The sequence below is a fragment of the Pontibacter populi genome, from assembly GCF_019336435.1.
Lineage (GTDB): Bacteria > Bacteroidota > Bacteroidia > Cytophagales > Hymenobacteraceae > Pontibacter > Pontibacter humidus.
Genome location: NZ_JAHWXQ010000001.1, coordinates 713834 through 737916 on the forward strand (window position 1 = coordinate 713834; position 24083 = coordinate 737916).

Consider the following 24083-nt stretch of genomic DNA (forward strand, 5'->3'; position numbering starts at 1 on the left):
TGTCTAAACTGAAGCCTGAAACGTACCTTTCAGTGGCCTAATTTATAGTTCATGCAGCAAATACCACAAAAAATTACCAGTCGTGCTTTCTTCAGCCCCGGCGATGATTGCCTGGAAGCTATCATAACGGCAATTGAGGAGGCAAAAAAGACCATGAAGATCTGCGTGTTCACGATAAGCGACGATCGTATTTCGGAAGCTATTCTAAGAGCGCACCAGCGTGGTTTACAGATAAGGATCATTACGGATAATAATAAACTGCACGATATAGGCTCCGATATAAGAGAACTGGCAGCTAGAGGCCTGGAGGTGCGGATAGATAAGACCCGCAGCCACATGCACCATAAGTTTGCCATTTTCGACGAAACGCGCGTGCTAACCGGCAGCTACAACTGGACCCGTAGCGCCGCCATGTATAACCACGAAAACATACTGGTAACCGACAACCTCAGTATTGTGCAGGACTATAGCCGCGAATTTGACCGGCTCTGGGAAGGTATGATGAAGTACAACCCCGGAGGCAAAAGCAGGGAAGAGTTCCGGCAGAGTGAGGAGTAGTGGTTTTTGAGATCGACCAAGGTTTTAGGTGTTATAGTTATGCTGTTTCGGATGATTATTCAGGTTATAGTATAAGTAAAATGTAACTATAAAACTTTACCTAATGCCGGGGAACAATTCCCCTCCTCGGAGGGGTTAGGGGTGGGTTTTACTTCTGCTGATTAGCCAGTATCCATGCTTCAATAGTTCGAAGTACGTTGGTTAACTCTTGTTTTACCTCTCTGTCATCAAATCGAAGGAATCTAACACCAAGCTTTTATAACGTAAACTGCCGATTTCTGTCTTCTTCAAAACTATAGTCATGGCTATCACCATCTACTTCAATAGCTAACGACAATTCTTTACAGTAAAAATCAACTATAAAACTATCAATTGGCTTTTGCCTGTCGAAATCATAACCAAGTATTTGCTTGTTCTTCAGTTCATTCCAAAGCAATACTTCGGACAGAGTACTGTTTTGTCGCAATTGTTTTGCTAGTTCCTTTAGGTAAGGTTTGTAGGATATGATTTGCCTTTTCATCGGTAAACGATTTACCCACCCCTAACCCCTCCGAGGAGGGGAATTGTTCCCTACTACAACTGGCCAGAGGTCCAAACTATATTTCAACGCGAGCAAGGACGCTCGCGCCATATTCTATTCTTGAAATCCTTCCCATCCTTTAATCCTGAAAATCCTGATTCAGACAAAAAAAGGCAGCTACTCTCGTAGCTGCCTTACTATTTCAGAGTCCTCCCCTGTTTTTAGGGGAGAGTTGAGAGGGGTTTTACTTAAAAGCCTGGATACCGGTAATATCAGCGCCGGTTATCAGCAGGTGAATATCGTGTGTCCCTTCGTAAGTGATCACGGATTCCAGGTTCATCATATGGCGCATGATCGGGTACTCGCCTGTAATGCCCATGCCACCGTGTATCTGGCGTGCTTCGCGGGCAATGTGCAGGGCCATATCTACGCTGTTGCGTTTTGCCATAGATATCTGTTGGGTTGTGGCTTTGCCTTCATTCATCAGGGTTCCTAAGCGCCAAACCATCAGCTGTGCTTTGGTAATCTCGGTCAGCATCTCAGCCAGTTTCTTCTGTGTTAACTGGAAACCGCCAATTGGCTTATCAAACTGGACACGCTCTTTGCTATATTTAAGTGCAGATTCGTAGCAATCGATAGCAGCACCCAGGGCGCCCCACGAAATACCATAACGGGCAGAATCAAGGCAACCCAGCGGTCCTTTCAAACCATCTATGTTAGGTAACAGGTTCTCTTTCGGCACTTTCACGTTATCGAAAACCAATTCGCCGGTGCAGCTCGCGCGCAGGCTCCATTTGTTGTGGATTTCAGGTGTTGTAAAGCCTTCCATACCGCGCTCTACTATAAGACCTTTAATGCGGCCTTCTTCGTTCTTAGCCCAAACTACCGCTACCTGGCACTCCGGCGAGTTGGATATCCACATTTTAGAACCATTGAGCAGGTAATGATCGCCCATGTCTTTAATGTTGGTTACCATGCCACCCGGGTTAGAACCAAAATCCGGCTCGGTTAAGCCGAAGCAGCCCAGCCACTCGCCACTTGCAAGCTTTGGAAGGTACTTTTTGCGCTGCTCTTCTGAACCATATTTATAGATCGGGTACATTACCAGCGAGCCCTGCACCGAAGCCGTTGAGCGCATACCGGAATCACCACGCTCGATCTCCTGCATAATGATACCATAGCTGATATAGTCGAGACCGCCACCACCATACTCAGTTGGTATAGTTGGGCCAAAAGCACCTACATCACCAAACTTTTTCACGATCTCCGAAGGGAAATGTGCATCCTGTGCCCATTGCTCAATTTTTGGAGATATTTCGCGCTTCACAAAGTCGCGCATAGTCTGGCGAATAAGCAAATGTTCTTCTGTAAGTAAATCGTCGATGTTATAGTAGTCAGGCGCACCTGCTGGTTCGTAAGCCATAGTTCTGTTTTAAAGGTTTTTGAGAAGGGTAATACGCAAAGTTAAAATTTTAACTATAATCTGAATCAGGATTTACAGGATTTTAAGATTTTCAGGATTTTGATGTAATTGAGCGAAGTATTTCAATGTCACAAGTTTGGCTATAGTTTTATAGTTAAGGCACTTCTCCTTATTATTCCTATACAAGGAGAGCAATCTTTACTGTATGCTGGCGCGGGTTTGTAACTCATGCCTAACTATGGTATTGGATTTGTAATCAAAAGCTCTTTCGGACTTCCAAGTCCGAAAGCCCTCTGCCGGGGATTTCCTAATCCGCGTTATTCGTAATACGGGGATTAGGAAATCCGCTTCAGGATTAGTTCCGGACAAAGATGTCCGGAACAGCATAACGGCAAATAACTATGGTTTACACGGGCCAGAGGCCCACGCTATAGTTTGTCACGAGCGAAGACGCTCGCGCCATGTCAGAATAAATAATTATAAAATCCTGCTCATCCTAAAATCCTGTAAACCCTGGTGCTGACAAACAAAAGAGCCCCACCATTAACGACAGGGCTCTTTCAGTAAAACTATAAACTATAGTTTAAAACTTCATCCCGACAGAGAACAGGAAATTGCGGGTTGCCTGTGGGTAATAGTAGTTATAGTCGTAGCGGGTCTGGTCGCCGGTGTATAGTTCGGTCCAGGTGTAGCCGTTGGCTTCGTACTCTTTGTTGAGGAGGTTATTTACCAACAACGCAAATTCCAGCTCTTTCATAAAAGTGGGTTTTATAGTATAGCGCAGTCGCAGGTCGGTTACCTGGTAAGCATCCAGTTTACGGTCGTCGCTGCTGGTGTTATCCAGGTATTGTTTGCCAACTGTTTTGTAAAGTAACGCTGCTTTAAACCCTTTTACGGGCTGCACTTCCAGTTTATGCGCTGAAACTATAGCCGGCGAAAAAGCTATATCAGTTGATTTATGATTGATTAGCGTAATGGCTTCCACATTATAGTCGGCATCATAGGTGTACAGATGCTCTGTGAAGTTACGGATCTTGTTTCGGCTAAAAGCTACGGTGCTGCTTACTTCAACTATAGCGTTCAGGTTAAGCGCTCCGGCCAGTTCTACACCGGTTCTGTAGCTGTCTTTAATGTTGGTGCGCAGTGGCGAGCCTACATCATTCAGCGCTCCGGTTGGCACCAGCTGGTTGTTATAGTCCATGTAGTAATAGCTCGCATCAAAACTATAGTTGGCATCAGTTCCAAATAAACCGGTTGTGTTGCCACGCAGTTTATAGCCTGTTTCCAGGTTGTATAGCGTTTCATGGGTTGGTCCGGCAATATCAGCCAGTGGGTTTATTGGTGTATCAGTAAAGTCGGTGCGGGCTGGTTCGCGGTTACCGATGGCATAAGAAGCATAAACGCTCTGGTTTTGTGTGATCGCGTACGTTACACCTGCCTTCGGATTCAGGAAATTGAAATCTGCCTGCTGCGTTACATTTCGGTTATCATCGTCCACGCCATCAATTCTATAGTTTATAGTCCGTGACTGCAGATCGCCGAACAAGCCGAGCTTTTCAGTTAGCTGGTAAGTGACTTTAGCAAAGATGTTGAAGTCCGTTTTAACCGCATTGTTAAAGTAATACCGATGCCCGATCTCGCTGTTGGAGGCATACCTTGCCCAGATCACTTCGCCGTAATGGTCGCCATCGTATTTGTTCCAGGCACCGCCGAGGGTAGCATTCAGTTTGGTGTCTTCGGTACTATAGTTCAGGGCATAGGTAGCGCCATAAAAGTAGTTATCGAGCCACTTCTGGCGGATCAGGTCTGAACGAGTTATGGTTTCATCACCAATCGTTACCGGGCTTAAACTATAGTTTGCCAGCTTCTGATTCTCTTTGTACTGCTCGTAATAGCCACGACCACGGGTTAAATGCAGCGCGCCGCTCAGGTTCAGGCGCGGCATCAAATCCTGGGCAACGTGCAGCTGGTAGTGGTCCTGCTGGTAGTTGTCGGTTTCGTTTTCGTAAAAGCGCTCGACACCGTTTTCGTCGGTGTAACTGCCAATGCCATTGTAAGTGCGGTCTGTTTCCAGTTTATCTTCTGGCACGCCATCCCAAGCCTGGTAGGTTTTCTCTTTACCCGAAAAGGCCACGAACTTCAGCATGCTTTTTTCGCCGTAATAACCACCCGAAAAGTAAAATGACTTCAGATCCGAGAAAGCACGGTCAATATAGCCATCCGACTTAATGCGCGACAAGCGGCCATCAAACGCAAACTTGCCATTTATCAGTCCGGTTCCGAAACGCACGTTGTTTTTCCAGGTATTGAAGGAGCCGTAACTGTGGCTGGTTTCGGCGTAAGGCTTGGGCTGGGTTTGCTGGGTTTGGATGTTTATGCTGGCCCCAAATGCACCTGCTCCGTTTGTAGAGGTACCTACCCCACGCTGAATCTGGATATCCTCTACCGAAGAGGCAAAATCAGGCATGTTCACAAAAAAGGTAGCGTGGCTTTCAGAGTCGTTGATCGGGATGCCGTTTACGGTAACGTTGATGCGGGTAATGTCAGAACCACGTATCCGGATGCCGGTATAACCCACACCGGCGCCTGCATCAGAGTTTACCACCACAGCGGGTGTTTGCTCCAGCAGGTAAGGCATATCCTGGCCGAAGTTGCGCTCTTCTATGGCTTCGCGGGTAACGTTGGTGTAAGTGGTTCCGGTCTTTTCGTCGGCGCGGGTGGCCTGCACTATAACTTCGCCGGCCTGAAAAGCTTTAGCCCGTAAAGCCAGTGTTACAGATTCGTTTTGCTGCAGGTTTATAGTTGCTTTTTTCTGCTCAAAACCCAGGAAGGTTACTTTTAAACTATAGTTACCGGCTGCCAGGTTTGTGAAAGTAAAAGAGCCATCCGGGCCAGTGGTGGTGCCGGCAGTAGTATTCTCGAGAACCACGCTGGCACCCGGCAGGGCATTACCGGTGGCAACATCAGTTACGCGCCCGCTCAGGTTAAACTGCGCAAGCAATTGCAATGGCAATAAACACACAGCCAGTGCAAACAGGAAATTTTTCATGAAATGGTTAAAAATAACTAGTGACACATACAGTAATGCCAGGGGTTAGCATCCTGCTTTTTGTGTTTCCCTTTTGTTTCCCTACGACGGCATTACCCGTACAGGTTCAATGGGTATGATCTCAGCCCGTTATAATAAGGCACCCCTACTGCCAGTAAAAGTACGCCTTTATTACTGATTTAAAAAACCGTGCTACTTTATAAGAATATACTTATATAATAAAATTCAGATAAATAGGAATTTTTTTAGCTAATAGACAAACCCTAACACATAAAGTACGTTTTAGAAAGAACAGGCACATTTTCCTGCATCTGACCCTAACTACAGCCAAATCAAGAAGATATGCCAGCTGAACAGATAAAATTTTAAGTCGAGAACGTGATGATGATCAGCTTACTGTATACTTTAGCTTTGCTTACTATACTGGCTTACTACGCCTTTTCGCCTCGTACAAAGTTTAATCATCCGCCATCATCAGACAGTGATGACGACGGAGGAGAACCACTAGGCGATGGCCTGCCAGATCTGGATCTTCCACCCGGAATATCGCTGCCGGTAAATGATTTTGAACCAAGATATGATTTCAGAACTATAAAATTACCTAAGCTTCCGGAACCGTCTTTGCATTAAAAGCAAAACAAAAAGCCCTGACACCTATAAAGTGTCAGGGCTTTTTGTTGATAGTGTAGTTTACTACAGAATGGTGATACTGAATGTGCGCTCAAACGCCTGCTTGGGTCCTACTTCCTGTATTCCTTCCTTGTCCTGCAATTCGCCGCTCTCTCCTACCCGGCCGGCAATACCGCACCATGGCTCTATGCAAACGTATTGCGATGGCCCCGGCTTCGCCCAGATACCCAGGTAAGGAAAACCCTGAAACTCAACTTCTACAGATCGTGGATTGCTGGTACTTGAAAGTGTTACTTTTTCAGAGTTGAGGTTTTTGAATACCAATGCATCTTTCTCAAAGAATTCATGCTTCAGGTGAAGCACACGTTCCTGTTGCAATACTCGTTCGGTATCGCCGTTCTGCAGGCCCTTCGCGTTTAACAGGTATCGGCTCAGGGTCTCTTCCTGCTCAAATTCCAGGTAATAATCGGTATAGTTCTCGTTCGGGTAAAACGGTACATTAAAGCCCGGATGCCCGCCTACCGAGAAATACATGGCATGGTCATCGTCGCTGCGCACCAGGTACGTTACCGATAGTTTATTCCACTCCAGTTTGTAGGCTACCAGCAACGTAAATTTAAAGGGATACTGCGCCAGGGTTTCCTCGTCGTGCGTCAGCTCAAATACCAGCTTATCATGGTGCTCATCAACCAGTTTAAACTCTTTGTGGCGTGCAAAGCCATGGCGTAGCAACGGGTAGGTTTCCCCCTGAAACGTATACATGGCATCGGGCAATTCGCCAACTATAGGAAACAGGTTTGGCGCATGGCTTGCCCACACATTCGGGTCGGCCTGCCAGATAAATTCAATTTGCTCATCTAACTTTATAAAGTGCTGCAGTTCGGCACCAAGGCTCTCTACCCCTACTTTATAGTTCTCGTTCTGTAAAAAATATAGCATGTACGTCTTTTTATAGTTTGTGCTGCTTCAAAAGCGCATCTATGTGCTGGGTTGCATTCAGGAAACGATCCTGTTGCTGCCCGCCAATCTCGGCAAACGGTACCAGCAAGGCTTCCAGTTCACGCTTATACCAATCGTAGAAGTATTGCCGGAGATGCGGATGCTCGCGCTGCGGATCAGGCTCCCACGGCAAATCAACGCCCATGAGCAGGTAAAGGTTATAGTCCTGTTGCTGTAATTTATCAACTATAAAATCGGGGCACCGGCCAAAAGCGTGTTCGCTCCAGATCTTTAGCACCAGCAGGTCGGTATCGGATACAAGTATAGTTGCCGCTATAGTTTGCAGTTGCTCTTCTAACTGCAGCTGCCCGCGGGCAATCGCTTCTATGTCATCTATAGTATACTCCCGGTCAAGGTTTGCGATATACGTACGTGCGTATTCCGGCACCCAGACTGTCTGGTAATGGCTGGCCAGCTGCTCCGATAAAGTAGATTTCCCCGTAGACTCCGGCCCTGTGATTGCGATCTTCAGCATACGGCAAAGTACGCTAAAAAAAAGCAGCTGCTTATAGTTACGGTTCTAACTATAAAAAAACTGCCCTGCAGCCGGAAGCTACAGGGCAGTTTAAGGTATTAATTAAGCTAAGCTATTTTTTGTTGATCAGTTTAACCGACTTTTTAATTCCGGTCTTACCTATAATGTTGGCAATGTACATACCATTTGGCAAGTCGCTTGCATCAACCTCTATAGTAACCCGCTCACCTGCTTTGGCCTTACCAGATGTCAGCTCACGTATCATTCTGCCTTTTGCGTCGAACAGCTGAATAATATAGTCCTGCGACTCTGTTGTTGTAAACTCTATGGTAGTACGATCAGAGAACGGCATTGGGAAAGCAGTGGCCCGAATCTCGTTGGTTGGCTCAACAGTAACACAAGGTGCATCGCCTTCTTTTTCAACACAGAACTTGATGTCGTCGATAGCGCCTGAACCGGCCAGCATATGGTGCTCGTTAAAGCCATCCAGTATCACACGCATGTACATCACACCTTTTGTGTTACCCAGATCCACCACTTGCTGGCTCATGTTGCCCAAGCTCTTGATCTGTACTTTGTACAGCTCGTTGCCTTTGCCATCGTATAGGTAAATCCACGAGTTGTTTTCGTACACATCAAAGTCGAGCGCTTTCAGGGATGTCATGGTTACCGGCCCGATCTCTGAGAAATCCAGTGTCATCTCACCACCCCAAGGGTTGTCGTTCGGCTCTGGGTTCAGGTCCTGGTTGATGATCAGTACATGGCCCCAGTCCGGCGTCCAAAGGTCAAGGTCATCACCAGTTGGATTCCCGGTATCAAAGATGGAAGCATGGTTCTCCTCAGCATAAGTGCCATCCACGTTGCGTCTATAGTTGAAAATATTGACCATGCCTGCACCAGTATTGGCAGCTGTTACAAAGCCCGTCTCGCTCTCCTCGAAGTTAATTGTGTAGCAAACAACTTCCGGCTTTTGTACCACTGGTTGTGGATTTACAATTACACTCATGCTGGCAGTACAACCATTCTCAGGATTTGTAACTGTTAGCATATATTCGCCGGCCACACTTACTGTAGGGTTCTGAGCAGTGGAAGTGTAACCACCAGGGCCAGTCCAACTATAAGTAGCACCCGCTGTAGTAGATGCTCCCATCAGTTGCAGTGTACCCGTATCGCAGCTAAGCGTACCCCCTTTTGCACTGATGTTTGGAGCTTGAGAATTGCGTTTTACAACAACTTCATCAGTAGCTGAGCATCCTGAATAGATGTTATGCACTCTGAGCGTGTAAGTACCCGGCTCTGTTACAGTTACTATTCTCTGGCTACCTACAACATCACCTTCCTCATTGATCCACAAGTAACCAAGTGGTCCGTCATTTTCATCTTTGTAAGCCTCTAACACTACAGAAGTTGAAGTACAGGTAAGCCATTTATCCGGGCCGGCCTTGGCAATAGGCTCCCTTGTAGCATCGCTTATAGTTATACTTGCGCTACCTCTGCAGCCAGTTTCAGGATTAGTAGCTGTAATAGTGTATAATCCCGGTGTAGTTACTGTTATAGTTTGAGTTGTAGCAGTAAAGCCGTTTGGCCCTGACCATAGCACATCTATACCTGCAGGAGTTACATATGACTTCAGTAACACGCTTGTTTGAGAACAGGAGATCATGGTTTTTCCTTCTGGTGCTATCGTAACTTCAGGCAAGTCAGTATTTCCGGTTACTTCTACTGCATCACTAGTTTCACATCCTCCTCTGGAATCTCTAACAGTTAATGTGTAGGTACCCGCTTTGTCAACTATAGGCGTTAAGGTATGACCACCTGAAACGATGTTACCGCCATTACTTGCAACCCAGGTATAGCTTGCCCATCCAGAGAAATGCGTTGATGAGCCTTCTAACATGACAGTTGCTTGAGCGCATGTCAATACTTTATCTGGTCCCGCACTTGCATTCGGATACACAGGACCGGTGACACCCATCGATGCAGAGGCAGAGCAGCCGGTTTGGGTATTCGTAGCTGTCAGAACATAGGTTCCTGCTACTGATACTTCTATACGCTGTGCCGATGATGTGAAACCATCCGGGCCTGTCCAGCTTAAGGTAACAAACTCTGGATTTAGCTCTCCATTAACTCTTGCGGCGGCAGTTAAGGTCATGGTCGGAACATTACAGGTGAGCTGGGTAGTCGTCTGACCGTTAGTACCTATTGAGACTGTCGGCAACTCATCGTTAACTGTTACTTCTACGGCATCGGAAGCAGTGCAACCTGTAGCTGTATTGGTTACAGTGAGTATATAAGTACCCTGCGCACTAACTGTCGGGGCGGCATCCGTAGATGTAAACCCATCAGGCCCTGACCATGCATAAGTAACACCTTCTGTAGTAGAGGCCCCGTCAAGTGTTACAGATTTGGTTGTGCAGGTAAGTTGCTTATCGGTGCCAGCATTTGCATCAGGTAGCGGATTGGCAACAACATTTATAGTTCCGGTTGTACTGGTACAATTGCCTGTGCCTGTAGCAACTATATAGTAACCCGTACCGGCTGTTATGCCTGTCCATAACAATTCCTCATTAGTTCCCGCCATCGCAGCCTGTACTGCTACACCCGCTGAACTATAAAGCTGATAGCTTACACCCGTTTCAGAATCTGCCAGTGTAATAGTACCGAGTGTTGTTGCACCGGCACAATAATCTGTTGCTGTTAGCCCAAATGCTGCTGGAGTAGCATTTATAGTTAACGTGATCTGGGTACCACTGCTGGTACATTCTGTTCCGCTGTTTCGCACGTAAACAGTTCCTGTATAAGTACCCGCAGCCAGGTTACCTGGTATCGCAATCGTAAACGGACTTGTTGGTAAAGCTGTGTAAGAAATGTCAGCTAATCCGGCAGTGTTGGCAGTTGCATCCCAGTCGATGCTGTATTGATCTGGTGCCCCTGAAACACTGGTATAGCTTATAGTTGCATCTGTGGCTCCCTGACAAACCGTACCAATGGCTGGCGTATTTATCTCCGGATTAATGCATGCGAAGTTACCAAAGTCTTTGCCTGTATGAACCGGGTTAGCAGCAGTAATAACTATAGCGTAGTAGTCAGGATTAACCGGCTCAGTTTGCGTATAAGTAGCCTGTTGCACTTCGCGCACTATGTATGGGTCATTCTTTGTATCGCCGCTGCCCGCATCCGGAATTACAGAGAAACTATAGGTTCCGTCTACAGCAGTAAGTTCCGATGGCTCTCCATCGTCCCAGGTACCGTTGTTATTCAGGTCGAGGTAAATTTTCCATCCTGCTAGGGCAGGTTCGCCGGCATCCTGGTTTCCATTTTTATTCAGGTCGCTGTATTTTAAACCGCTAATGGTGCCTCTGATAATTGCAGAAGGCGCTAATTGTATTGATAGAGCTCCCCCTCCAAAAACAACATCGCTAACGGTTGTCTGTAAAGAACCACCTGTCCAGGCAGATGCGCCGTCGGTTTCTCCCAGCCCCTGGTTTGGTACCTGGCCCGGCTCAGCAATGTATAAACCAAAGTAGATCTCAGCGATGCCTGTGGTAGTGGTTGTGCCGGTGTAAGTCCATGTTATAGTTACGGTATGGTCTTTGGTGGCGGCACCAGCAGGCACTGCACCTGATACTGAAACTATATCTGCATCAACAGTATAGAAAACACCTTCCATACCGGTGCCTGTAAACGTAGCGTCTGCTACCGGAGCAAGCCCGGAGGCGTTCGGCAACAGGCCCGGAGACCGGTTGATATTATAGGTGGTCATGTGTGCAAAACCGCCGGCATTCGTGTTGCTCTGGAAGTAATTCATGTTTACTTTCATTGTATAAGTCTGGCCATTAACTAAAGGCGTGGCATTAGAAGCTTCCACTACATATACATGCGGTATTACCTCTCCTTCAAAATAGTCAGACTTCTGCGGACTCAGGATGTCCCCATTCCACTCGTTATCTACATCAGCCCAGTGCTGGTAGTTTTTGGCTACGTTACCGGTTGGTTCAGCAGCATTACGCTTGCATGCTTCAGCGTGAATCACAAAAGGCACAGCCAGCATACAGAGTATGAGCCATAACTTCTGCCAATGATACTTTAAAGCGTGTCTCATCAGACACGAATAATCGTCGAACTTCTTCATGTGTAAATGTTTTTCATAGTTAAGTAATCAGTTATTTTTTTCGTCCCCGGATTCAGGAACAAGGATAATCCAGCAAACCAGACCGGCCTTCGGTAGCCGTTATATTGCCTGTTGTAATCTTCAGAAGAAGTGCTTTTATTATGGAGGCTGATGCCCCTGCGTAACAAAGGCGTACATATACCTCTGCCAGAAGTAAAGTTTTGTCATGGTTAGCTGATTTGATTAAGAAATTGATTTTTCGGGAGCTACTATAGGAAATAAATAGCCCGAGGATGCCCATGCTGCATCAGGAAATGATGTATGAATGGAAAGGAAGAATAGAACTCAGGAAGTTGACCCTTGAATAGATTATTACCATGCTGTTATGAATTAACAAATGCGTAATTACCCACGGCAATTCAGCCATAGGACCTATTAGGGTATAGGTATAGTGTGTAGAGGAACAGCTATATATAGAACAGCCTAAATACTTAAGCCGAACTATAAATTAGAATACGGAAATAATAGTGCTATATCCTTATTATTTTGCACTTTAATAAATATTAGTATCCTTTATATAGTGCAGGTATATATATTGGAAGTTAAAGACACTAAAAACTTAGTACAGGGAATATAGGCGTACAGCTATATGGTTTTGAAGAATTGAGAACTATAATTGGTAGTATAGCTGAGCGACTTAATGTTACTCATGGCAAGGCTACTTAGGGCCATATTAGCAGTGGAACCGGGTTATTCCGCTCTGGTCTAATGCACCTTTATTTTTTTGGCAGATTTCGGGGCAGAGCATAGCACTAGTACTATAAGTAGCTACAAAAAAGAGCAGCTGTTAACTAATTAACAGCTGCTCTTTTAAACTATGTTGATAAGCGATTAAAATCAATCGAGTATAGTGAAGTACTATACTTTACTTAAATCAAAATAAAGTTGGGTGTTGCAAAACTAAATTCAACATTCTGAAAAGCTATAACCGTAGAAGTTGTATACTTCTAACTGCCTTGGTTTTTTATCACCATATTGCCTGTAGTACACGTGTTTAGGACTCTCGTCCGGAGACTCGTATCCCCATTTCAGCCTGTTTTCATACTTTAGTTCTTCCGGTAATTCTAGTTTTCGTTGTTTCATGTTAAGGCACTCTAAGTGGTTAAACATTACTTCCTAAACCGGGCTTACATTTACAAAACAGCCAGTTACCTTCGTGTACGTAACCCAATACTCCCCGGATAGCAATAAAACAGTATAAAACGTAACAGAAACAACTAAAACAGCGACCGGGCTACATGGCAACTATAGTTTGCTGTTTGGCTGCCCTGGCTCTTCGCTGCCATTCTACCAGACCCCAGAATGCCATTATCAGAAGTATAAAGTAAAACACAGAGGTAAATACCAGTCCTTTAACAAAGTATAATGGAATGGAGGCAACGTTGGTGCCGATCCACCAGTACCAGCTTTCTACTTTTTTGCGCGCCATCAGCCACATGCCTGTGTAGGCGGTAGCGCTGGCAAAAGCATCGCCCCAAGGTATTACTCCCGGGTAAAAAGCCCCTTTCAGGTAAACCAGGCTAAAGTAAATAACACAGTACAGCACAGCAAAAAACGTAAGCTGCCAGGCCCACATTTTAGGAGTAGAGAAGGTAATATGCAGTACATGCTCCTGCTGGTTATTGCGTTTGGCCCAAAGGTACCAACCATAAATGCTCAGTACAGAGTAATAAATGTTAACACTTGCTTCCCCTATCAGGTGGTATTTAAAGCTGAGGTACACGTAAATAATTGTACTGACAAGGCCGATAGGGTAAACCAGGATATCCTCTTTACGAGAGTACCATACGCTAACTATACCCGCTATTACAGCTACATATTCTAAAAGCGACGTCTGAATCATGCCACTCACAAATTGCTCCCAAACCTGGGCAAGGTCAACTACAGCGGTCATAGAAAAGATGGAAGGCACAGCAAGTATATCATTTAGAATAATCATGAGCAGAATTTAAAGGCGCGACAGGCCTATAGTTATAATTGGTTGCTAAGTTTGCAAATCGAAACCTAATAGCCAACACAGCGCTACAACTATAAATTTACTTTACTTATGGAAGAGATCACTGCCACGGAGTTAAAACAGCGTCTGGCCCATGGGCATAAACTGCAGTTACTGGATGTAAGAGAGCCTGTTGAGTTCGAGATTTGCAACCTGGGTGGCGATCTTATACCCCTGGGCGAACTCCCCAAACAAACCGAGCGCATTCGCCGGGATATACCGGTTGTTGTTATTTGCCACCATGGTTTCCGTAGCGCCCAGGCTATAAATTTCCTGAGTCAGCGCTTTGGCTACGATAACCTGCTTAACCTGAAAGGTGGCATCCATGCCTGGGCAATACAGGTGGATCCGGAAATGGCTGTATACTAACCCAACTATAGTTACTTATAAACTTGGCTTCTTATGCGCTGAATTATAGTTGATGCGCTATAACATGTCCTAAACGCCTGGGCTGAAAGATTGTACAAACAGGCCAGGTTTGTATTGTCTTTCAGTCTTCTTAACAAGTGCTATCTCCAGGGGGCATCTCTCTTATAAATCTTATAATTCAGGTACTCCTATTTATAGTTTTCATACGCTCTAAATGATAACCAAAAAAATAATTACAAAAAACTTGTAAGTTATTCCGGGAAGTTTTTCGTAATTTTACGCGGCAAATAAGGACCCCTAATTTATTTGCCATGCTCTCTGATCAGAACAAGATTGCCTTTGAAGCGCTAACCTACGACGACGTGCTTCTGCTCCCGGCCTACTCCGAGGTGCTACCAAATAACACTGATACTTCTTCCTGGCTTACACGGAATATCCGGATAAACGTGCCGCTTATTTCAGCTGCCATGGACACCGTTACCGAAGCTGACCTGGCTATTGCCATGGCGCAGGAAGGTGGTATTGGCATCATTCACAAAAACATGTCGATCAAAAAGCAGGCGGCGCAGGTGCGTAAAGTAAAGCGTTCTGAAAGCGGCATGATACTCGACCCGATCACACTGGAAGAAACCGCCACGCTAGGCGATGCCGTGCAGATCATGACAGAGCATAAAATTGGCGGCATTCCTGTAGTTAATGCTTCCGGTAAACTGACAGGTATTATTACCAACCGAGACCTGCGTTTCGAGAAAGACCTGACGCAGCCTGTTACCTCTATCATGACCACTAAAAACCTGATAACTGCGGAACGTGGTACCGATCTGGCTAAAGCGGAAGACATTCTGCAGCAATACAAGATCGAGAAACTGCCTGTAGTAGATGAAGAAGGTAAACTGGTAGGGCTGATCACTTATAAAGATATCCTGAAGAAGAAAGACAGGCCCAATGCCTGCAAAGACGAGTTTGGTCGTTTGCGTGTTGGTGCTGCCGTTGGTGTTACTCCTGATGTAATGGACCGCGTTCAGGCACTGGTAGAAGCCGGAGTTGACGTGATAAGTGTTGATACTGCCCACGGACACTCAAAAGGTGTATTGGATGCTGTCAGAAGAATAAAAGACCTTTTCCCGAATGTGGACCTGATTGCGGGCAACGTTGCCACTGCTGAAGGTGCCAGAGCATTGGCTGATGCCGGCGCTGATGCTGTAAAAGTAGGTGTTGGACCAGGCAGTATCTGTACTACCCGTATAATTGCAGGTATAGGTGTGCCGCAGTTAACAGCCGTTATGGAAGCCGCCAGGGGCCTCGAAGGAACAGGCGTACCAGTTGTTGCTGATGGTGGTATTAAGTTCTCCGGAGACATAGTTAAAGCATTGGGTGGCGGTGCCAGTACCGTAATGATAGGTTCATTGCTGGCCGGGACCGAAGAAGCTCCCGGCGAAATGATCATCTACGAGGGACGTAAGTTTAAATCTTACCGTGGTATGGGTTCTGTAGAGGCCATGGAAGAAGGATCGAAAGACCGCTATTTCCAGGGCAACGAAAAAGATTCGCGCAAACTGGTGCCGGAAGGTATCGTTGGCCGGGTACCTTATACAGGCCTGGTTGGTGAAGTAATTTACCAGTTGGTTGGCGGCATCAGGGCAGGTATGGGGTATTGCGGTACACCAACTATAGCTGATCTGCAGAAAGCGCGTATGGTTAAAATAACCGGAGCCGGCCTTCGCGAGAGCCATCCGCACGATGTACAGATCACGAGTGAGGCACCAAACTATAGCCGTTAAAATTTAAATGCTTACATTTATAGTTGGTTGGTTTTATCAGATCCGAAATAAAGCCAACCAACTATATATTTTATACGTTATGCAGGTTGTTTTTCTAACCGCGATAAAGCACCTTGTTTAACGAGCGAAAATTTTTCTTACCTTTCATTAAACAAAACACGACAAACACCCAAAAACAGTTGCTGCCTAAACTAAGCACGGTTTTCCGTTTTATGCTATACAAGACTAACGTAAAATCTCTGTTGGTTACTGCTGCTATAATTAGCTGGGTACTACTGTTAGGTAATGTTCTGCTGATGGCAGAGAGCGTGCGTCAGCCGGGTGCCATTAAACTGGCCCTCCCCTACATAAACAACCTGCTGATCATTGTTTTTATCCTTGCTGTTTTCCTTTTTCAGCGCTTAAGTGCCAATAACTTAAAAGGAATTGATTTCAGCAGCTATCTCTGGAACCTGTTCTCCAAAGCTGCCATTGCGGCTTACCTGAGCATCGCCTTATATTTTGCCTATAAACTTTCTACGGGGTATGCCCGGCTGCAATCGCCGTTACTGCTGCACATTGTGTATCAGGTAAACTTCGGGTTGCTGGTCTACTTTTTAGCCAAGTCTTTTTATATCTGGCGACAATTGCTGCTGTATCATAAAAATAAGTTTCTGCAGGTTGCCTGGGAGTGGTTTGAGCTGTTGCTGTTCAGTACGCTCATTCTTACGCTGCTCAATTTCAACTATACCAACTATATTTTCCTGCCGCTGTTCGGGTTGTTCGGGTGCTATATCTTGTTCCTGTGTACAAACCTTAAGTGGGTAGCCTACCTCTCATTCAATAAAAAGAGCAGGTCGCTAGTGCTGCTGGGCGCTATACTGGTCAGCTGTTACATTTTCACAAAGTTCTTTCAGGAGTTTTCAGATAGCCAGGAGCTGGTTATAGATTACTCTGATGTTGGTTTCCTGATGCTGGCCATGATGTTTGTGGGTTGTTATACATTGGCAGCCTTCCTGGTTTCATTGTTCAGTTTGCCTACCTCCAGTGTGTTTGAGCAGAAAAGCGAAGACCTGTTAAATTTCCAGAGACTAAGCCAGTCTATACAGCAGGGCCAGAACGAGTCGCAGGTGTACAACACACTTTTCGAGAGTACTATAAAAGCTTCAGATGCTACGGCTGCCTGGTTTGAAATGGTGCGTGGCAACAATACACATGTATCGCACCTGCTTAACATTAACAACGAACAGATAGAGCGCATCCGCCATCTGCTGCTGGCCTACAACATCCAGAACATCGATTACATTAACAATAACCTGGATCGTAACACCGGTTTCCGTGACCTTGCCCTGCCCTGGAAATCGCTGATCATCCTGCCTATAAAATCTAAAAAGCATGTATTTGGCACCTTATACCTGCTCCGCGACATAGAGCAAGGTTTTGACCGGGAAACGGTAAACGTGCTGCGTACTTTTACCAGCCAAACGATACTAACTATAGAAAACCTGCGCCTTGTAGCCGAATCGTTACAGAACGAGCGTTATAAGGAAGAGCTGAAGATTGCTACGCAGGTACAGGAAAGTTTAATACCAAAGACCTTCCCTACCGATAGCTGGTTTGAGATTGCCACACATGCCGTAGCTGCCAAAGAAGTAGGTGGCGACTTTTATGATTTCCTGCAGCTAAGCGAATCCCGGATTGCCATTATCATAGGCGATGTATCGGGAAAAGGTATTTCGGCCGCTTTCCATATGGCCCAGATGAAAGGTATCTTTCATGGCTTGATGCAGCAGGATATGCCGCCAAGCGAGTTTATGAAACAGGCAAACAGTGCCCTGAGCCGCTGTCTTGAGAAAACCTCTTTCATTACATCCTCGCTATACATTATTGATTACCGCATGCAGGGCTTTATGTTTGCGCGCGCCGGCCATTGCCACACGCTCTACTATAATGCCATGATGGAAGATGTTTTCTACTTCCAGACAGATGGCCTTGGCCTGGGTATAGTGCGCGACAAAAGCTATAACAACCACGTGCGGGAGATGTATTACGACTATAACCCCGGCGATGTAATGGTAATTTACACCGACGGCATAGTGGAGGCCCGTAATGCGGAGAACGACGAATACGGCGAAGATAGGCTGAAGTATATGCTCACGCAGACATACCACCTGGAGGCCGAAGATATCAAGTGCGCCATCATCAACGACCTGGAAGATTTTACGGGTCCGGACAACCTATATGACGATCAAACGTTGCTGGTGATTAAGTTTAAACCTGTTCAACCCAAGGCATAATAATAACGTAAAGTAGCCGATGAAAATAACACAAGACATTAAAGAATCTACCGTCATCATGACCCTTGATGGCGAACTCGACGCAAGCTCATCTGTAATATTGGACGAGGAATTGTCGGACCCGGAAATAATGAAGTACAGCAAAATACTTGTAGACTGCCGAAATCTTAACTATATTTCTTCTGCTGGTCTTGGGGTATTTATTTCGCACCTGCAGCGCTTTGAGGATGCGCAGATTAAGCTCATTTTCTTTAACATGCAGGATAAAGTGCGCAACGTATTCGAGATACTCGGCCTTGACCTCCTCATGACCATCGTAACAAACTACGAGGAAGCCATTACCATAGCTGATGAATAACTCCATCCGGGTAAGCTGTACAAAAAAGAACCTTAAGCTAATACGGGATTTCGTCACGAAATATCTGCAGGGCCTTGCGCTCTCAGATGTACTGATGAATCAGATCGTATTGGCCGTGGATGAGATATGCGCCAACCTCATCATCCACGCCAATAACGAAGACCCATCAAAATACATTTACCTTACTATTACCGAACCAAAAGATGCGGTTCAGTTTGAGATTACGGATAACGGAGTTGCCTTTTCAACGCATGATTACAAAGAACCCGACATTCTGGAGCACGTCCGGGTCGGGAAGAAAGGCGGCGTAGGTATTGCGCTGGTGCGGCGGATTATGGATAAAGTAGAGTTTACAACCAAGGGCGACGCCAACTCCTGCCTCCTGTATAAAAAGATAAAATAAGACCGAACACACACTTTTACCGTTCTTTGTCCGTTATCCGGAACGAAAACCCATGCAATAGGATTATAGTCATGTTTTTTGGCTTATCTGTCAGAAAAAATAACTAAAATTGCATATTCTGATACTAATCAGCGAAACAAGTCTTGTTTAATCAACTTATGCGCAGCAATCACCTACTTGTTGCGGTAGCCGCTTTAGCTCTGGCCGGATGTACCGCATCCAATAAGAACAACAGCAAAGAGCCGGCTATCGTTACGCTTGGCTCTCAACCGCTTTCCACTTCCGAGTTTAAATACGTGTATGAGAAAAACAACGGAGGCAACGAAGATGCTTACTCTGAAAAAAGCGTTGAAGACTACCTGAACCTGTACACCAACTTTAAGCTGAAGGTACTGGAAGCTGAAAGCCGCGGTCTGGATACTACCACTGCTTTTAACCGTGAGCTGGAAGGTTACAAAGAACAACTGGCTTTGCCTTACCTGACCGAGAACAGCGTAACCGACAAACTGGTACGCGAAGCTTACGAGCGCTCGAAGCAGGAAATAAACGCATCGCATATACTCATAACCTTAGACCCGGATGCAGCGCCACAGGATACACTGGCGGCGTACAACCGCGTTATGGAATTGCGCAAGCGTGCACAGGCTGGCGAAGATTTTGCAAAACTGGCAAAAGAGAACTCACAAGACCCATCGGCTGCTGAGAACGGTGGCAACCTGGGTTACTTTACATCCATGCAGATGGTGTACCCCTTCGAGAATGCTGCTTATAAAACTGAGCCAGGCCAACTCTCGATGCCGGTACGTACCCGCTTTGGTTACCACCTGATAAAAGTAAACGATAAGCGTGCTGCCCGCGGCGAAGTTAAAGTAGCTCACATAATGGTACGTGCCACACCAGGCATGCCAAAAGCCGACTCGCTGGCAGCCAAACAACGCATAGACGCAATTTACAAGCGCGTACAGCGTAACGAAAACTGGGATAAACTGACGGCAGAATTCTCTGAGGACGATAACACAGCAGACAACGGTGGCGAACTGCCATGGTTTGGCACCGGCCGCATGATCCCGACTTTTGAAGAAGCAGCTTTTGCATTACAGAAAGAAGGTGAGATTGCTAAACCTACGCTTACCCCCTATGGCTGGCACATTATAAAACTGATCGAAAAACGCGGTCTGCCTCCTTATGAGGATATGGAGCAGAGCCTGCGCAATAAAGTAGCAAAAGACTCCCGCTCAGAACTGAATAAAGCTGTGTTCCTGAAGCGTATTCGCCAGGAAAATAACTTTACCGAAGTTGCCGAGACTAAAACTGCCGCTTTCAGCAAAGCGAACGATGCCCTGCTGAAAGGCACCTGGAAATTTGAGCAGAATGAGAAAGACAAAACGCTTAAAGCAACCTTGTTCACCATTCAGGGCAAGCCTTATACTGTAGCTGATTTTTATAGTTATGTAGAAGAGAACCAGCGCCCACGCACCAGCGGCACCGCCGAATACGCCATGACGCTGCTTTACGACAACTTCGTGAACAAAAGCCTGCTGGACTATGAGCGTGCCAACCTGGAAAATAAGCACACCGATTACCGCATGCTGGTTCGCGAATACCACGACGGCATTCTGTTGTTCCAGATGATGGATGAGAAAGTATGGTCGAAAGCCGTGGAGGATTCTGTTGGATTGAAAGCTTACTTTGAAGCCAACAAGGAGAACTATAAGTGGGGCGAACGTGTGGATGCTATAGTTGTAAGCGCAGCCAATAAAGATCTGCTTAAAGCTGCGCAGCAACAGTTAGACAAACGCCGTTATGCGGTTAAAAATGCTAAAATTCCGGATGTACTGTTTGAAAATGGCAAAGCAACTCTAACCAAAGAAGGTATTGCCCAACTGAACGAACTGGCAGAACTGCTGACAGAGATGCCAAACACCAGCCTGGATATAAACGGCCACACAGACTCCCGCGAGGATGCAGCTGCAAAAGACCTTGCACAGAAACGCGCACAGGCAGTTACTGCATATTTGCAGCAGGAAGGTGTACCGACTGCACAGCTAACTACAAAAAGCTTAGGCAAAACCAAGCAGGCCGGACCTGATAATACAGAAACTGGTCGCCGCCGCAACCGCAGAGTGTCATTCACTTTGTATTCATCTGACCTGGGTGCTCTTGCCGATAACCTGAATGCCGGAAATCCGCTGGCTGTACAGATATCAGAAAAGAAATTCCAGAAGGGTGAAAACAAAGCCGTGGATGCTGTGAAGTGGGAGCATGGAACATATACTACGCAACTAAATGGCCGCGAATACCTCGTGATCATAAACCAGGTATTGCAGCCAGGTTACAAACAACTGAACGAAGTACGGGGCGCAGCCATCTCTGATTACCAGAATTACCTGGAAGAGCAATGGGTGAAACAGCTGCGTGAGAAGTATCCGGTTAATGTTAACAAATCGGAAGTAGAAAAGCTGATAAAGTAAAAAGCATCTGCAAAAAAAGCTGCACTTTTATAGTGGAGCTTTTTTTGCTAAAAAAATCTTTAGAGATTGCAGGTTGCAAATCCTGACTAAAGGTTTCAGCAGAGTAAAGATACCCGGGCTTTCATGTTCCGGTCACCATAAAGCAAGTATAGCGCCGCAGCAACAAAAGCGCAAAACACCATTATGCATAACCAACCTATAACAACACCCCGAGTATTTTGTGTGGTAGCAGCCATTATCGTTTGTATGATGTCGGCTTTCCAGGCTACGGCGCAGGCTCCTGTTCAGCGCCATGTAGATGGTATTATTGCCAAAATAGATAATCAGATCGTGCTAAAATCGGAACTGGAGTTCAGCTACCTGCAGTACCTGGCACAGGCTAAACTACAGCCGAACGAGGAACTGAAGTGCGAAATATTCAAGTCGCTGGTTCAGGATAAACTATTGCTGGCCCGTGCCGCCATTGACTCCGTAACAGTAGAAGAAAGCCAGGTAACCGGCGAGCTTAACCGCAGAATTGATTACCTGTCTTCCCAGGTAGGTGGCGTAGAGCGTCTGGAGCAATATTATAACAAGAGCATCCGCCAGCTAAAAGAAGAACTACGCAAAACAATACAGGACCAACTGGTAATGCAGAAAATGCAGGAAACAATTGCCGGTAAGGTTCGCGTTACGCCAAAAGAGGTGGCAGCATACTATAACCGCATTCCACAAGACAGCCTACCTTACTTCTCAAGTGAAGTAGAGATCGGCCAGATTGTGAAGTACGCGGAAGTAAGCAAGCAGCAGAAACAGGAAGCACGTCAGCAACTGGAAGAACTACGCAAGCGCATTATGGCCGGCGAAGATTTTGCTACACTGGCCAAGCAATATTCACAGGACCCGGGATCGGCTGCAGCTGGTGGCGAACTGGGCTTTTTCAAGAAAAAAGAACTGGTACCGGAATACGAAGCTGCTGCGCTTCGCCTGGAGCCGGGTGGCATCTCAGGTATAGTTGAGTCGCAGTTCGGTTTCCACTTGATTCAGCTGATCGAGCGTAAAGGACAGGAATTCAACACGCGCCATATCCTTATTAAGCCTGCCACCGCTACGGTAAACATCCAGGAAGCTATTGCTGAACTGGATAGTATTCGTTCATTAATTGTGAACGACAGCATTACGTTTGCCAAAGCTGCCAAAGACTTTTCAGATGATTTCGCTACCAAAGATAACGGTGGTATGATGGCCAGCCGCGCAGGTACTACTTACATCCCGATGGACCAGGTAGACCCAAGCATTTTCTTCGTGATAGATACCATGCAGGTGGACGAGATCTCTAAACCACTACCATTTACTACTGCAGATGGCAAAGAAGCCGTGCGTATCATCATGCTGAAGGGCAAGTCGACGCCACACCAGGCAAACCTGGAAGACGACTATCCGAAAATAGCCGCAGCCGCACTCAACGATAAAAAGAGCAAAGCCGTAGATGAGTGGTTCAGGAAGAACATCGACACGGTATTTATCGATATCGACCCAGAGTACCAGGATTGTAAAGCACTACAAGTCACGCAATAAAACTATATGGCACAGTATTCCTCTGACAAAGAAGCAGCCGACGCGCTACACCACTCCTACCGCGAACTAACAAACGAGATTTCGAAGGTTATAGTAGGACAGGACGAAGTGGTAAGATTAGTACTGACGGCGGTTTTTTGTCAGGGGCACTGTTTGCTGGTCGGCGTACCAGGCCTTGCCAAAACGCTCCTTATCCAAACGATAGCTTCTGCGCTGGATATGTCCTTTAACCGGGTACAGTTTACCCCGGACCTGATGCCCTCGGATATAGTGGGTGCCGAGACGCTGGATAAGGACAGAAACTTCAAATTTATTACCGGCCCTATCTTTGCCAACATTGTGCTCGCTGATGAGATAAACCGTACGCCGCCTAAAACGCAGGCAGCCCTGCTGGAAGCCATGCAGGAACATGCCGTAACCGTAGCAGGCAAGCGTTACAGATTACCGGAACCCTTCTTTGTTCTGGCCACGCAAAACCCGATAGAGCAGGAAGGTACTTATCCCCTACCCGAAGCACAGCTCGACCGTTTCATGTTCAACATCACGCTGGGCTACCCAAGCTACGAGTCGGAACTACAGATCGTAAAAAATACGACAGGTGCCTTTACCCAGCAACTAAACAAGATTCTGCATGCAGATGATATCCTTGCTTTTCAGCAGCTGGTGCGCCGTGTGCCGGTAGTTGACAATGTTGTGGAGTATGCGGTACAATTGGTTCACAAAACGCGTCCAGGCTCGCCTATGGCTTCTAAAGCTGCAGATAGTTACCTGGAGTGGGGAGCAGGTCCGCGTGCATCGCAGCATCTTATAGTTGGCGCCAAGTGCAACGCCATCCTCAACGGCAAATACAGCCCTGATATTGAAGACGTGCAGGCTGTAGCTTTACCAATACTCCGCCACCGCATTGTGCGCAACTTTAAAGCCGAAGCCGAAGGCATTACCGAAGAAAGCCTGATCCTTGGGTTACTTTAATTGCTGTATGGTTTAATGATCAAATTGCTGCTTGCTTATTTTAACAATTCAGGCATTTAGCAATTTAACCTCCAT

Annotated in this window: 18 protein-coding genes and 1 riboswitch; of the genes, 10 read left to right on the top strand and 8 right to left on the bottom strand. The window is 46.2% G+C overall.

Annotated elements, in window-relative coordinates:
- Window positions 1-51: 51 nt before the first annotated feature.
- A complete protein-coding gene (locus tag KYK27_RS02955; RefSeq protein WP_199108559.1) occupies window positions 52-558 on the top strand; it encodes a phospholipase D-like domain-containing protein in 507 nt (168 codons plus the stop codon).
- 256 nt (window positions 559-814) lie between these two features.
- On the opposite strand, the gene KYK27_RS02960 is transcribed toward KYK27_RS02955, so the two are convergent.
- From KYK27_RS02960 to KYK27_RS02970, 3 genes are all read right to left on the bottom strand, one after another.
- Entirely contained in the window at window positions 815-1078 is a 264-nt protein-coding gene (locus KYK27_RS02960) for an endonuclease domain-containing protein (RefSeq protein ID WP_233150223.1), read from the bottom strand.
- Window positions 1079-1322: 244 nt separating this feature from the next.
- Window positions 1323-2501, bottom strand: coding sequence for an acyl-CoA dehydrogenase family protein (locus KYK27_RS02965; RefSeq protein WP_199108560.1), 1179 nt, complete (start codon window positions 2499-2501; stop codon window positions 1323-1325).
- 583 nt (window positions 2502-3084) lie between these two features.
- Window positions 3085-5550 (bottom strand): TonB-dependent receptor, encoded by a 2466-nt coding sequence (locus KYK27_RS02970; protein WP_199108561.1) that lies wholly within the window; start codon window positions 5548-5550, stop codon window positions 3085-3087.
- A 60-nt stretch (window positions 5551-5610) separates the two neighbouring features.
- Window positions 5611-5707: riboswitch (TPP riboswitch) on the bottom strand.
- A gap of 224 nt (window positions 5708-5931) precedes the next feature.
- On the opposite strand from KYK27_RS02970, the gene KYK27_RS02975 reads away from it, so the two are divergent.
- The gene (locus KYK27_RS02975) at window positions 5932-6180 is read left to right on the top strand and encodes a hypothetical protein (protein WP_162427632.1); all 249 of its coding nucleotides are present in this window, start codon (window positions 5932-5934) and stop codon (window positions 6178-6180) included.
- A gap of 63 nt (window positions 6181-6243) precedes the next feature.
- Here KYK27_RS02975 and KYK27_RS02980 read toward each other — a convergent pair whose 3' ends face one another.
- From KYK27_RS02980 to pnuC, 5 genes are all read right to left on the bottom strand, one after another.
- Window positions 6244-7119 (bottom strand): aldose 1-epimerase family protein, encoded by an 876-nt coding sequence (locus tag KYK27_RS02980; RefSeq protein ID WP_199108562.1) that lies wholly within the window; start codon window positions 7117-7119, stop codon window positions 6244-6246.
- 10 nt (window positions 7120-7129) lie between these two features.
- Complete coding sequence (locus KYK27_RS02985) at window positions 7130-7654, bottom strand: AAA family ATPase (RefSeq protein ID WP_199108563.1); 525 nt, start codon at window positions 7652-7654, stop codon at window positions 7130-7132.
- Window positions 7655-7766: 112 nt separating this feature from the next.
- A complete protein-coding gene (locus KYK27_RS02990; protein WP_199108564.1) occupies window positions 7767-11786 on the bottom strand; it encodes a T9SS type A sorting domain-containing protein in 4020 nt (1339 codons plus the stop codon).
- A 945-nt stretch (window positions 11787-12731) separates the two neighbouring features.
- Window positions 12732-12908 carry a hypothetical protein gene (locus KYK27_RS02995; RefSeq protein WP_199108565.1) on the bottom strand — a complete coding sequence of 59 codons (177 nt, stop codon included), beginning with the start codon at window positions 12906-12908 and terminating at the stop codon, window positions 12732-12734.
- A 151-nt stretch (window positions 12909-13059) separates the two neighbouring features.
- Window positions 13060-13764 (bottom strand): nicotinamide riboside transporter PnuC, encoded by a 705-nt coding sequence (pnuC, locus tag KYK27_RS03000; RefSeq protein ID WP_199108566.1) that lies wholly within the window; start codon window positions 13762-13764, stop codon window positions 13060-13062.
- A gap of 108 nt (window positions 13765-13872) precedes the next feature.
- Between pnuC and KYK27_RS03005 the strand changes: the two genes are divergently transcribed.
- The 8 genes from KYK27_RS03005 (at window position 13873) to KYK27_RS03040 (ending at window position 24008) form a co-directional block, all read left to right on the top strand.
- Complete coding sequence (locus KYK27_RS03005; RefSeq protein ID WP_199108567.1) at window positions 13873-14190, top strand: rhodanese-like domain-containing protein; 318 nt, start codon at window positions 13873-13875, stop codon at window positions 14188-14190.
- Between the two features lie 311 nt (window positions 14191-14501).
- Window positions 14502-15971, top strand: a complete 1470-nt coding sequence (gene guaB / locus KYK27_RS03010; RefSeq protein ID WP_199108568.1) for an IMP dehydrogenase — start codon at window positions 14502-14504, stop codon at window positions 15969-15971.
- A 212-nt stretch (window positions 15972-16183) separates the two neighbouring features.
- Entirely contained in the window at window positions 16184-18247 is a 2064-nt protein-coding gene (locus KYK27_RS03015) for a GAF domain-containing SpoIIE family protein phosphatase (protein WP_233150224.1), read from the top strand.
- 19 nt (window positions 18248-18266) lie between these two features.
- Window positions 18267-18605 carry an STAS domain-containing protein gene (locus KYK27_RS03020; RefSeq protein ID WP_199108570.1) on the top strand — a complete coding sequence of 113 codons (339 nt, stop codon included), beginning with the start codon at window positions 18267-18269 and terminating at the stop codon, window positions 18603-18605.
- A complete protein-coding gene (locus tag KYK27_RS03025) occupies window positions 18598-19008 on the top strand; it encodes an ATP-binding protein (protein ID WP_199108571.1) in 411 nt (136 codons plus the stop codon). The genes KYK27_RS03020 and KYK27_RS03025 overlap by 8 nt, the downstream gene beginning before the upstream one ends.
- A gap of 158 nt (window positions 19009-19166) precedes the next feature.
- Window positions 19167-21479 (top strand): peptidylprolyl isomerase, encoded by a 2313-nt coding sequence (locus tag KYK27_RS03030; RefSeq protein ID WP_199108572.1) that lies wholly within the window; start codon window positions 19167-19169, stop codon window positions 21477-21479.
- A gap of 183 nt (window positions 21480-21662) precedes the next feature.
- Entirely contained in the window at window positions 21663-23036 is a 1374-nt protein-coding gene (locus KYK27_RS03035; RefSeq protein WP_199108573.1) for a peptidylprolyl isomerase, read from the top strand.
- 6 nt (window positions 23037-23042) lie between these two features.
- The gene (locus KYK27_RS03040) at window positions 23043-24008 is read left to right on the top strand and encodes an AAA family ATPase (RefSeq protein ID WP_199108574.1); all 966 of its coding nucleotides are present in this window, start codon (window positions 23043-23045) and stop codon (window positions 24006-24008) included.
- The last annotated feature ends 75 nt before the right edge of the window (window positions 24009-24083 follow it).